The sequence below is a fragment of the Ruegeria sp. CDSC085 genome, from assembly GCF_059610465.1.
In genome coordinates this window covers 388,063-400,229 of sequence record NZ_JBXWNR010000001.1, presented here as the reverse complement: position 1 = coordinate 400,229, position 12,167 = coordinate 388,063, and the positions used below count along the sequence as shown (strand labels likewise).

Annotated in this window: 11 protein-coding genes and 1 tRNA gene; 4 read left to right on the top strand and 8 right to left on the bottom strand. The window is 53.5% G+C overall.

Features of this window, described 5'->3' with window-relative positions; all coding sequences use genetic code 11:
* Positions 1-29: 29 nt before the first annotated feature.
* Positions 30-119, top strand: a tRNA-Ser gene (locus AC2FJB_RS02015).
* A 375-nt stretch (positions 120-494) separates the two neighbouring features.
* On the opposite strand, the gene AC2FJB_RS02010 is transcribed toward AC2FJB_RS02015, so the two are convergent.
* The 8 genes from AC2FJB_RS02010 to gntH all read right to left on the bottom strand — a co-directional run bounded on the left by AC2FJB_RS02010 (position 495) and on the right by gntH (position 8,729).
* Positions 495-2,174 (bottom strand): recombinase family protein, encoded by a 1,680-nt coding sequence (locus AC2FJB_RS02010; RefSeq protein WP_496719186.1) that lies wholly within the window; start codon positions 2,172-2,174, stop codon positions 495-497.
* On the bottom strand, positions 2,171-2,587 hold the full coding sequence (locus tag AC2FJB_RS02005) for a DUF2924 domain-containing protein (RefSeq protein WP_496719185.1): 417 nt from the start codon (positions 2,585-2,587) through the stop codon (positions 2,171-2,173). Before AC2FJB_RS02005 ends, AC2FJB_RS02010 begins: the two co-directional genes overlap by 4 nt.
* A complete protein-coding gene (locus AC2FJB_RS02000; protein WP_496719184.1) occupies positions 2,584-2,742 on the bottom strand; it encodes a DUF3489 domain-containing protein in 159 nt (52 codons plus the stop codon). The genes AC2FJB_RS02005 and AC2FJB_RS02000 overlap by 4 nt, the downstream gene beginning before the upstream one ends.
* 342 nt (positions 2,743-3,084) lie before the next feature.
* Positions 3,085-3,738, bottom strand: coding sequence for a DUF3299 domain-containing protein (locus AC2FJB_RS01995; protein WP_496719183.1), 654 nt, complete (start codon positions 3,736-3,738; stop codon positions 3,085-3,087).
* An 18-nt stretch (positions 3,739-3,756) separates the two neighbouring features.
* Positions 3,757-5,247: an ABC transporter permease gene (locus AC2FJB_RS01990; protein WP_496817709.1), complete on the bottom strand. Its 1,491-nt coding sequence runs from the start codon at positions 5,245-5,247 to the stop codon at positions 3,757-3,759.
* Complete coding sequence (locus AC2FJB_RS01985; protein ID WP_496817707.1) at positions 5,247-5,933, bottom strand: ABC transporter ATP-binding protein; 687 nt, start codon at positions 5,931-5,933, stop codon at positions 5,247-5,249. The genes AC2FJB_RS01990 and AC2FJB_RS01985 overlap by 1 nt, the downstream gene beginning before the upstream one ends.
* Positions 5,934-5,962: 29 nt before the next feature.
* On the bottom strand, positions 5,963-7,033 hold the full coding sequence (locus AC2FJB_RS01980; protein WP_496719181.1) for an HlyD family secretion protein: 1,071 nt from the start codon (positions 7,031-7,033) through the stop codon (positions 5,963-5,965).
* Between the two features lie 121 nt (positions 7,034-7,154).
* On the bottom strand, positions 7,155-8,729 hold the full coding sequence (gntH, locus tag AC2FJB_RS01975; RefSeq protein ID WP_496719180.1) for a guanitoxin biosynthesis MBL fold metallo-hydrolase GntH: 1,575 nt from the start codon (positions 8,727-8,729) through the stop codon (positions 7,155-7,157).
* A 337-nt stretch (positions 8,730-9,066) separates the two neighbouring features.
* On the opposite strand from gntH, the gene AC2FJB_RS01970 reads away from it, so the two are divergent.
* From AC2FJB_RS01970 to AC2FJB_RS01960, 3 genes are all read left to right on the top strand, one after another.
* Positions 9,067-10,392 (top strand): tetratricopeptide repeat protein, encoded by a 1,326-nt coding sequence (locus AC2FJB_RS01970; protein WP_496682332.1) that lies wholly within the window; start codon positions 9,067-9,069, stop codon positions 10,390-10,392.
* 400 nt (positions 10,393-10,792) lie between these two features.
* Complete coding sequence (locus tag AC2FJB_RS01965) at positions 10,793-11,170, top strand: SnoaL-like domain-containing protein (RefSeq protein ID WP_496681225.1); 378 nt, start codon at positions 10,793-10,795, stop codon at positions 11,168-11,170.
* 88 nt (positions 11,171-11,258) lie between these two features.
* The gene (locus AC2FJB_RS01960) at positions 11,259-12,104 is read left to right on the top strand and encodes a universal stress protein (RefSeq protein ID WP_496719179.1); all 846 of its coding nucleotides are present in this window, start codon (positions 11,259-11,261) and stop codon (positions 12,102-12,104) included.
* Positions 12,105-12,167 lie beyond the last annotated feature (63 nt).

Below are 12,167 nucleotides of genomic sequence, written 5' to 3'. Positions count from 1 at the left end.
CGAACTTCGCCTTAGACCCTGCTGTCGACGGGGAGGTGGCAGAGTGGTCGAATGCGGCGGTCTTGAAAACCGTTGAACGTGAGAGCGTTCCCAGGGTTCGAATCCCTGTCTCCCCGCCACTCATACCCGTCTCAATTCAGTTGTGTTTTCTGGCCCGGAATTGTGCCGCAATTCCCGCGCGTTGGCGCGTGCGCTTTCAATCAGAGACGGGGCAGATCGTACACTCAGAGCGCAATCCCGGCCGCAGTCTCAGTGCCGCATTTTGGCGGGGTCGCTTTGGGCTGAATTTCCCTGATACCTAGCAATTTACAGGGAATTTTCGTGAAACGGGTCTGAGTTTCGCCATTCCTCACTTCAGAACTGTATGTTTTTCAGAGGCTTATGTTGCAAATTCCCTAAAAGGTGGAACAGGGAATTCTCTCGCACGAACAGGGAATTGTGCCGGCGGATCAGGGAGGGGGAATCCTGTATCAGGGAGGCGGAATCTGGAAGTGTCAGAAGTCGAACAGGTGTTCCTGTTCGGACCAGTCAAGTGGGTGGGGCACGCTGACCAGACGCTTGAGTGTGAGTTCGGGCGGCTGTGTGCCATCGAGAATCGCGGCCTGAATCTTCGGTGAGAGAAAGGCGAGCTGGGCGCGGGTACGGATGAAAGCGCCGGGAACGCTTTCACGGCGTGCAATCTCCATCAATTGAACCCCGGCTTTCAGATCACGGGCCCAGCCATGGGCGCGGATCAACATGGACCGAAGGTAAGGATCGGATTGTGGCGCCATGTCTCCCGCGATGACCTTGGCCTCGACACCGTGGTGGCGCAGATCGAAGGATGCTGTGATGTGTTTAAGATCCGGGTTCAGATGGTCCACGGCGATTCCAAGTGCGCTTGCTAGGGTTTTGCGGTTCAATTCGAGGTCGATCTGGCCCCGTGCAATTCTGCCGTTGGCCAGAATACCAGCGCCGACCTGACCGCCTTGGCCTTGAAGCCGGGCCACAAAATCCGCAACTGAAGTCTGCACTGCCTCGGCTGATCCGGCCTCCGGCTGCGCCAGTACCGGGTGCGCGGCGGCGGCGTCTTGCAGATGTCTTACGATGACATCAATGACGGCGTTTTCCAGCGCGGGGCCGGGCAGTCGCCAGCCGGAAATATCCTTGCCGCCCGAGATCAGTCTGTTGGAAACATAGTAACGCAACCATCGGTCTTTACGTGTGGTGTGGGTTGGCGTCAACCGGTCACTTGTTTCGTCCTGCATCAAACCGGTGAGCCAGGCGCCGGGGTCATTGGAGCGTTGGCGCGTATCGGAGCCGCCGCGTGCCCGGGAGCGGTTCGATGCCTGTCGCATTTTCTCCTGTACGCGATCCCAAACGCCTCGGTCGATGATCGCCGGGTGTTGTCCGTCCCAAATCTTATCCTTGTGGCGGATTTTTCCGAGATAAACCGGGTTGCGCAGCAGGTAATAGATTTGGCCGCGTGACAGCAGAAAATTCCCCTTCACGCTTCCATCCGCCCGAACAACCCGTTTTGACCGCAGCCGTTCTGCCGCTGCCTGATCTTCTACTTTGCGCAGGCAACCCAGCTCGTCATAGAGCCCAAAGAGATGCCGGACCGTTCTGGCCTCCTCCTCATTCACCACCAGCGTTCTTGCCTTCGGATCGGGGTGGCGATCATAGCCCAGAGGCAGGTTGCCACCCATCCAAAGCCCCTTCTTCTTCGACGCTGCAATCTTGTCGCGAATACGTTCGGCGGTGACTTCCCGTTCAAACTGAGCAAAGGACAACAGCACATTCAGGGTCAACCGACCCATGGATGAGGAGGTGTTGAATGCTTGTGTGACGGACACAAAAGAACAGTTCGCCTGTTCCAGCCGGTCGACCAGCTTGGAGAAGTCGGCAAGCGATCGGGTCAACCGATCGATTTTGTAGACCACGACCATGTCGATACGCCCTGCATCGATCTCTTCAAGAAGGCGCTGAAGGGCGGGGCGCTCTAAGGTGCCGCCCGACAGGCCACCGTCATCGTAGCGGACTGGCAAAAGGCTCCAGCCTTCCTGCCGCTGGCTGGCGACATAGGCCGCGCAGGCCTCATATTGCGCATCCAGCGAATTGAAGTCCTGATCCAGACCATCTTCTGAGGACTTGCGGGTGTAAATGGCGCATCGGATTTTACGGCGCGGGCTCATTTGGCCGCCTTGCCGGTGAGCCCCAAAAAACGCGGCCCTGACCAATGCGCGCCGGTAATCTCTCGGGCGATGGCCGAGAGCGAGCGATAGGACCGACCGTTCCAAGTGAAACCGTCCTCTGTAGCGTCGACTACATGTGTCACGCCATTCCAATCACGCAGCAGGCGCCCACCGGGTTTTAGGGCAGGGCATGTAGGCCGGGGTTTCTTCCCAGAGCCCTTTTCCAGCGTGGCTTTGACTTGCCGGGGTAGCCCGCCATGACGGCGGGACTGCATCTCAAAGGCGATAAAGCGGCGCAGGAAGGGTTGGCTGAGCATGGCGGGGGCTGGTTGATCAAACAGTTGCTGCCAAAGCGTGACCAGATCCGATCGCCCCATGGCGGCCAGATCGGCAGTTTCGCCAGTCTTCGTCATGACTCTCCTCCTGTTCCCACCGTCAGGTGATAGGTGGAAGAACCGTCTGGTTTGTCGGATGCCCGCCTTTCAATTGTGACGCCTTTTTTCCGCAGACCGCTTAGAGCCGCTCGGACCGAATGAGGCTGCCACCCCGTTGCTTTGCAGACACGCACGAAAGGCGGCTTACAAGCGCGGTATGCGATTCGATTAAGAACTCTGATCAATAAGTCAAAGAGACAACATGATCGATCAAGAGCAATGAAAAAGAGTTCTCGCTACTTATGATAAGCAGATTAACCAGCGAGGGTTGCCGGGTGTACTTGTGAAACCCATGCGCGCGGATTGGTGTGGTCACAAAATGGCGGTTTGTGACAAAAAAATCGCCGTATTGATCATCAAGGAGCTTCAGGGAGATTTGCAGCGTCACATCTACACGAACCAAAGATCCTGATACAGGGGTGTGGTGCAAAGATGTATCCCGGTGAAGCCATAGAACGGACCTCTAGTCTGACTGATCAGTCATAGATTTCTACCGACAGCGCATCCATCGCATATGAGGTTTCGATGTTGGCCTGGCCGTCCACGTAATTGAGTGGCTGGGACCTGCTCAGTGCCCGCATTTCCCCGCTTATCCAGACTGGCTTATACAACTCGTCGATTTCGAAGCCTTGTTCGTATCGCACATAGACCATCTGATTGGCTGGAGGTGGTGGTGTGTGAATGCAGGCTCCAACTGTCGGAACCAGAAGGAATTCGACCGCCTTTTGGTCAACAATATCCAGGGGAAGGAGATAGCCGGGAAGGCGCACGTTCTCCCCCAAAAGGTCAAGGTTCGGTTCGCGCGCGGCAATCAACCGTTGGTTCATCACAATTTCGCGTTGTTCAAACAACCAATCTGGATCAAGACCTTGAGATACGAGGTCTTCGCGGATCTGAACCGCTTCGGCGCGCTTCTTGTCATCCGCAGTGTCCGCATGCAGAACCTCAATCCGATAAAGCATGGCCAACGCATTGACCTGAGAATATTCTAGGGTGGCAAAAGGATCGTGGTAGGGCCGCTCTTCAGGAAGGAGATCCTGCCAACTTATGTTGCGCGGATCCGCTGCAAGAAGAGGCCCCGCAATCGCAAGGGCGAATAAGATATTCAGAAAATGCGCAATGGTCTTCATTTCAGCGGATCCTCTTATTCAAAGCCGCACCGACAGTCCGTCTGATAGCGTCATACGGTACACCCTTAACGCAGGTATAATACTGGCAAGAAGACCAGAGCAGAAAACGAGGGCTATGAGAAGAACCTCGCGAAAACTCGGCAGGTCAACACCGATGCGGAGCCCAAAATTTGCGGCAAGAATCGGATCTATCACGAGCGTGAGAGCGCTGAGCGCGATTACTCCAAGCACGATGCCGGCCGACAACAATAAAACGGCTTCAAGCAAGATCAGGGAAAAGACGCCGGCTGGTGTTGCGCCCACGGATCGAAGGATCGCAAATTCACGCCGCCGGTTGTCGAGCGAAGCAGACAACATGACCACCATGCCGATCATTCCAGCCACTGCCACAGCGCCTGCCATCAGACGCAGCGCAGTCTCGGCCGTACTCGTAATCGACCAAAGCTGCAACAGCGCAACATTAGGAAGAACAGCAGTCAGTGCCTCGTCGCGATGGTCTGCCAGTTGCCGTTGAACTGAAAGCACCGCTGTCTTCTCCTCAAGCCCGGCAAAAATCGCGTTGATGGCCCCCGGTTCATGATCATGGCCACCGTGATCGTGCTCGCCAGAAGTCCTGACAGCTTCCGCCTCGTCTTCATGGTCGCTTTCGTGGGCATGACTGTCGTCATGTTCCTGATGCCCTTCTTCGTGCTCGTCAGGCTCGTCTAACTCCACATGGCTATGGTCTTCGTGTTCTTCGCCGTGATCCGCATGCCTGTTCGCAAATTCGCTGGCTGCGTGGTCTTCATTATGGGAATGCTCGGTGTCATGGTCTTCGTGTTCTTCGGCGACTTCAGGTGCATCGACCAAAACAAACGGGTCCGCACCCTCTGATGTAGGTTCTTCGTGTAAGGCGTCAAAACCCTCGAGTGAGACAAAAACCATTCTGTCGACGGCCGTCCCGGTATGCCCCAGCACTCCGGTCACTGTGAATGGCGCTTCGTCGTGCACATCAAAGGCGACTTCCCCTGAGCCATGGGCATTCACGATTTCAGTGCCTGACGTGTACCCGAAAGCCTGAGCAACTTTTGCTCCAATTACTGCGCCATCTGGAGATTTAAATGGAACACCTTCAGCAAATATCAGTTGCTGGCCGGCACTATGACGAAAGTGGTCAAAATATTGCTCGGACGTTCCGATCACGGGATATCCACGATGGTTGTCACCCATCATGATCGGCACTGTCCAGCTTATCTGGGGCAGATCTTCGATCATCTCGTAGCTGTCCCAGCTGATACCAGCGCCTGTTGTGCCTACACCAAAAACCGTTGCCATCAGGATCTGCACATCGTTTCCGCGTGCCGCAATGATCAGGTCGATACCTGATGCAGAGTTGGCAAAACCCGCTCGTGCCTCTGTTCGCAGTCGTTCAACGCCAACAATCAAAGCCACGCTCAAGGCAATGCTAAGTACAGTCAACGTAGCGATAAAGCGGCGATTGAGAAGGCTTTTAAAACAAAGATTGAACATCACGTTTTGCCCGCGTTCAGCATCGGCAAGTCAACGCTCCGATCGAAGTGTTTTTCTAGGCTGCGATCATGGCTGACAAATAACAAACTCGCCCCTGATGCTTTGCATTCCTTCAACAACAACTGGACAAACGAGCCTTTTGCGTCCTCATCCAAAGCCGAGGTGGGTTCATCCGCCAAAACTACTTCAGGCGCCCCTATCAGAGCACGCGCCGCCGCAACGCGTTGTTGCTGCCCAACACTCAGTGCGCTGGCAGGTCGATTGATGAGCTCAGTATCCTCAAGACCCAGCTCACTTAGCAACCGTGTTGCGGTAGCCTTGGGGGCTGGCCCCGATCGATTGCGACGGTGCGCTGAAAATCGGCAGGGCAACAACGTGTTTTCAAGCGCACTGAGCCAAGGCAAAAGATTAAAGACTTGGAAAACAATCCCCAGATGATCCACGCGAAAACGGTCACGATCACCTCCGGTCAAAGCCCCGACATCCGTGCCTGCAACGCGAACCGCGCTTTGCGGTACATCGATCACGCCGGCAATCGCCGAAAGCAACGTGGTCTTTCCGCTGCCACTGGGGCCTCTCATAAACACGCTTTCCCCGGCCTCAAGATCGAAGTTATCGACTGAGAGCACCGGATCGTGTTGACCGGGCCACCGAAATACCAAGGATTTGAGTTCGACAGTTTTCATTGATGACACCGATGCTTTGGTCAGGTTTTTCAAAGATAATTGAGCTTTTTGGTGATCCAGAAAAGGATCTCTGCCAAAACACCAATGGCTCCGGCTTTGTCTGTCTTGACCAAAGCTGTTCCTGACGTTCCAAATTGCAATGAATTACTGTCTGCATCTGCAGGTAGTTCAACCAAAACGATGTAGCTGGATATCCCAGCTAGTTCCCGCAACGAGGGAAGACCTGATCTTAGATCAACAGTACCTTCGACAGTTCCGACCGGAAAATCTGAAATACGGCCGGTAATTTCTCCACCGGGTTCCGTTCTAAATGCAAGCCGGATTTCGTCACCGACCGAAACATTGGCTCGACTGGATTGGGGAAGAGTAGCAATTATTGCATAGTCTCCAGGTTCGACAAAAGTAATTGCCCCTTGTAGCGGAGTGGCGCGGTTACCTGGTCGGAGTGAAACAGCCGTAACAACGCCGTTTCCCGGAGCTTTCACAACTGTTTGCTCTAAATCCCAAATAGCTTGCGCAAGCGTCTGTTCAGCCTCCACAACACCTGCGTCACGCCCGTCGATCTTCGCGGCGATACGCCGCTCAAGGCTTGTCTTCCGGGCTTCGGCTGCGCGGATATTCGCGGTCAACTGGTCGATGGTTGAGACAGCCTCTTGCAGTTGGAACGTGGTTGATGCCCCGCGTTCTTCCAAACGGATGATGTCATCACGACGTTGAATTCCGAAAGTCAGCTGAGCAGTCAAGGATTCAATCTCGGCCTCGGCAGCTGATAAATCTGATACCAGTTGATCGGCAGATGACTTTGCAGTTTCCAAGACGGCTTCGAGCCGAGAGACCTCGGCTTTATACACCTCATTGTCTATTCGAAACAGAGGCTCGCCTTTTGCGACTTCCTGGTTTGGCTCGACAATGACTTCTGTAACCGTGCCGGCCACATTCGGAGCAATATTCGTTGAAACACCCTGAATGGATACCGGGCCAGTCGGAGTTGTGTGGTTCAGCGCACCGATGACCACCAGAGCGATAACAGCAGCTACACCGTAAACCAGAGTTTTCCAGAACCCATTCCAGGGGAGAAGGTGAAACTTGGAAAAGACCAACCAGACTATTCCAAAGTAGAGGCCGAGTACTATTAACAAGACTTCATTCCTTCGTGATGTTTCCGGAAAGTTTGAACGACCACCCGAGCTTACGAGTGATCGCCCTGTTTGTCATGATGACTTAATTGCCGTTTTGCTCTTCCAACACTTTGCGGTTGGCTTCACGATGGCGCCACGCCGCGCCCATACTTTCCTTCAGATTTTCGGGAAGCGCATCCAGAGGAACAACAAGATCGTCATCAACTGGCCACTCGGTCAGCAATTCAGGATGATATCCTTCGGGATAGTACAGCTTAGGATCGATCTCCATATCGCGCACGTAGGGTTCTTGAATGTCTTCACGCTGATGCGGCGGCTTGGGCACGATCAACTGACCATTGCTAAAGTCAAACTGCGGCGCTCTTGAGTTCGGAAACTCGGGCAATATGCCTTCGCGAACCCATATCTGATCTTTGGTGACGTTGACAACGATCCCGTCAGGCGCTCCAAAGTGATAGGGGCCTTTCCAGTGCTCTCGGATTTCCGCCACGGTTTCCTCGATCTGATATGGGTCATAGCTCATGTGAGTGTTCATCAGAAGCCTGGGTTGTACCAGATTGGCAATGTAGCCGGCAGCGTAGCTGGGCGTATGATGGGTATCGACGGTATAACGCCCGAGGAAGGGCGGCACGCCTTGAACTCCAGAGGAGATTTCGATGATTTCCTGCTGCTGTTCCGTGACGAAGACATCACAGCCTTTGGCAAAAGGAATGTCGATCATGTTGGGTCGACCGTCACCTGTCCAGATAAAGCACATGCCATTCCAGTCCATCCGGTATCCCGACGCACCGTCTTTGGCATGGCTTCTTTGCCAATGTGTGACTTTGACCCCGTCTTCGTCATAGATCACGCCACCATTGTCACGGAAATCAAATTCGTTGACTTCGATGTCCCAACCTTTGCCAACGGGAAAGACACTGAACGCGTCCCGGTGCCATCCGGTCATCATTTTCATGCCTTCTACCATCGTTGCAGTGCCGTACTCTTTGGTGCGGCCGGATGGGCCATGGACCGTCAACTGCTCGTGCCATCCACCTGCCCAAGTTCCGAACATCCACAGGTACGGCAACCCACCAAAGTGGTCTACGTGCAGGTGCGTGATAAAAACATCAGTGATTTCATTCAGTGCATATCCGCTGGCAATGATGTTTGCAGGTGAGCCTTCACCAATGTCGAACATGAAAATCTTACCGTTGCCCAGCTCAACAAGAATCGCCGTGTTCATTTGCCCAGGGCGAATGAACGGGGCAGATCCCATGAAGATAATTCTCATCTCATTGGGCTGTACATCTTCTGTGCGTGGGAACCAGTTTGCCGCGCTTTTCAACCACGGTTGTGGAGAGATGCCCTCAAAGGTCAGACCTTCTTTCCAACGCCCCATGGGGACGCCGCCGGTCAGTGCAGCCTCAATATCTTCTTGGGATGAGGGCTCCTTTACTGGAGGAGCCTGACCGAGCGCACTAGTGGCGAACAATGTCGCTGCGGCGGCGAGTGCGCCGAGTGAATTAATCGATTTATTGCATCTGTCTTGCAGCATATTTTCAGTCCTTTGTTCGAGCCTTTGTGAATATGGGAGCCACTTCTGAAATTGATTTCGGGACGATTTCTGATTGGATGACCCAAGAAAGATGTTCGGCGATTTCTTCAGCCAGGCCATCAAGGCTTTCCGTGACGGGATCGATCAGACATGCTGGAGTTGTTTTATTGACCTTCTCCGGTCTCTCCAACTCGGCCGAGAGCAGCTCGAAATCCTGGCAAAGCGTCTCAAATCCATGATGAGTCTTTCGCATGTGGCGGATGCGGTTGATTTGGTCAGGGAAAGTGAGTTCTAGTAAACTGACGTCTGTCATCATCCGGCCACTTGGTTCCTCTCTGAGCACGAGCTTGAGGGCACAAGGCGTATCGCGGTAGGGTAACACCGTGAAATTAGGGTGACATCCAGTTGGTCAGGCGGCAGTATTGTTTTGAAAATACAGCAAAACTTGATTTGCGAGATGGCTGAGCAAGATCTGACACTTGATCCGGAACGGCATCCAACCCGCGTAAGGGAAGCCTTGGAACGCGTGTTGACCAGTGACACGTTCGCCAAGGCGGAACGCCTGCGGAACTTCTTGAACTACGTAGTTGAAGAGGCCATTGAAGGCAGGTCCGAGGCTATTCTTGGCAAAACGATCGCTCAGGATGTCTACTTCAAGAGTTTTGCCAGTGATGACGGCCACATCAATGTTGTCCGTGTGGATGCAGGGCGGTTACGGCGGAAGCTCCAACAGTACTATGAAACGGCAGGTGCTGGAGACAATCTGCGCATTCACATTGATAGCGGCGGCTACGCGCCTTGGTTCGAGGACCGCTCTGGTACAATTCGGAGCAATGTCGATCATACGCCATTCAGGCCAGGATTACCCTGGCTGATTGGCATCCCTGCTGTCACCATAGCGATCATTGCCCTTGCTTACTTCTTGGGCGGGCGCATGGAACAGGTTGTTGATCTCAACCCAAAGACATCCGCGCGCTCACTTGAGCGACAGGCTCTATCCGCTAAATCACCCGCTGCAGTACAGGCGTCAAACTACTGCGATCAAGCTCGGGGCCTGCTCTTTCCAATCGCAACTATCGACAACCAGATCCTGGCCAGCGACATATTTAGAATAGCAATAAATGAGGCTCCCGATTTTTACTGTGGATATGCCGGATTGGCCCACAGTCTGGGAACCCAGGCTCTACTAACGCGAGACGAGGAAGAGCGTGACGCGCTGATACTGAATTCAGGACAAATGGCTCAGAAAGCTGTGGACATTGCGCCCTCAAACGGCTGGAGCCAATCGGCAATGGCATGGGTATCTTACGTTTCCCGCGACTATGACAGAGCATTGGAGTATTCAGCACTCGCGCAGTCGCTTCGACCCAATGACGGAAACGTTCTGGACTTTCGCGGCGTGATACTACTGGTTATGGGTCGCTTTGAAGAAGCGTATGACGTCAGCGACCCAAGCCACCGCAGAGAGATAGGAAGTCATCGGTTTGCCCACAGGAACATTCACGCGGTTGCCAGTTTTCACATCGGTGATTTTAGGGAAGCAATCGCGTCTTTGAAATTTGCGAGTGACAATGGTGACCCCGTCAGTGCACTGTCTTTGGTATTTTTGGCGGCTTCCTATCAAAGGTTGGGCAAATCCAAAGAGGCACATGCAACCTTGAATCAATTGAAACAGTCGTGGCCAGAGTTCAGGCCAGATCTTGTTCTAGCAGCATTTTATTCCAGTCCAAACCTATCGGACGAAGTGATTTCAGCCCTAACAGATGCGGGATGGCGGTTTTAAGATATTCCTTTTCGAGCCATGGTTGGAGACAGGCACATGTGCGTAAAGTGTGTTTTACCGCCAACACAGGAGAACATATCCTGGTAGTGTTAAGGTACGCCGAAAGCGGTCATCGGAATTTGTTGTAGCTAACGGCAGCTTTGTCCGCAACCCGGACGTCGGTCCTGATAAAACTAACGTCCGGTTCCAGCAAAAGCGGCCAGTGGGAGGTCACGCGCGCTTAAGCACCTCGCGAAGAATGAGTTTGAATGTCCGGTTCGGGCTGGCGACCGGTCTCTGATGCACGTGAAACGAACGGTTGCTGAGAGTCCAGCGAGAATCCATCAATATGCTTATTGATCCTTGTCAAGATTTGAGCGGGCAAGAAGTGGTACAGTCAATGGTAAATATGGGGGGATTCATGGAAGAGTTGATTGAAATCGGTAGGTCCTTCGTTCAGGCCATGCGTGAGCGCAGGGGCCTTGGAAGTGTTGATGAAATGTATGCCGAAAACGCACAGTCGATAGAGGCTGTCGTGCCTCCAGTTCGACAATTCCGCGTTTCAAAGGGGCGAGAAGCCATCAAGGGAAAAAGAGAGGATTGGTTGGCGTCGCATGAAATCCAAGAACTAGAAGTGGATGGCCCCTACGTCCACCCACCCAACCGCTTTGGAGTCCGCTTCAGAGCTGAAGTGATTCAGAAGGCTACGGGTGAGCGTATGACCCTGCGCGAGATCGCAGTGTATTCGGTGGCGGAAGGCAAGATTGTGCTGGAAGAGTTCTTCATGCTGCCGAAATAAGAAGAGCGAGCAACAACATTGTCTCTTCGTTGGTTAAACCCGTGCGCGCGACTCTTGGGCGAATTGAAATCCCGGAAGGAGGTCAGGAATGCAACACAGAACAGTGGCCTATTATGTAGGAGTTGATACTGACGACGCGTCGATTTTGGAATGCGCTGAAAATGCCCGTAACCAGAACAGTCACTTGAATTGCGTGTTGATCGCGGACTTGCCCAACCTGCCTTACCTAAAGTATGGATCAAACAGGTTCGTTGAGGCGGGTCTTCCTTCAAACTGGTTGGATATTCTTTACGGAAAAAATGCCGCCTTGAAGTCCCGCGCCACAGAAGTTGAAGCGCTTTTGGTCGGGCAGGGCGTATCTGCAAATGTAAATGCCTTTATGGGATCTGGAACAGAGTTACAGCATCTTGTGGCAGGCGAAGCCAATAGTTCAGATATCGCCTTTCTAGACGCTGAATTGCGAAAGGACCCCGATCTATTCCATAAGATCGCGTACGGAGTATTGTTTCATTCACCGGTCGCCCTGATGGTCAATGGAGATCCGTTTGCCCAACGCGACTGCATTTTTTTAGCATGGAATGATAGCCTGCCTGCGTCTAGGGCTGCGCATTTAGCTTTACCCATTCTTCTGGCGGCCAACGAAGTTGTGATTGGGTGTTTTGATTTGCCGACGCCTGATGACGTAGAAGGTCAAGTGCCCGGAACTGACCTAGCTGGATGGCTCAGCCATCACGGTTGCACCGTGACCGTCTCGCAGTTCCCGCGCGGCGGGAATTCAATAGAACATTGCATTCAGGAACGCGCACGAGAATTGGGGGCCGACCTCGTTATTATGGGCGCTTACGGGCATTCCCATTTGCGTCAGTCGGTATTTGGGGGAACGACGCAAGCAATGTTGGAGCAGACAAGGTTGCCAGTGCTTTTCGGACACTGATGAAGTGAACGGGCGACGCCGAAGACTGAGCCACACGATCCAAGCCGAAAGATCAAGGTATCG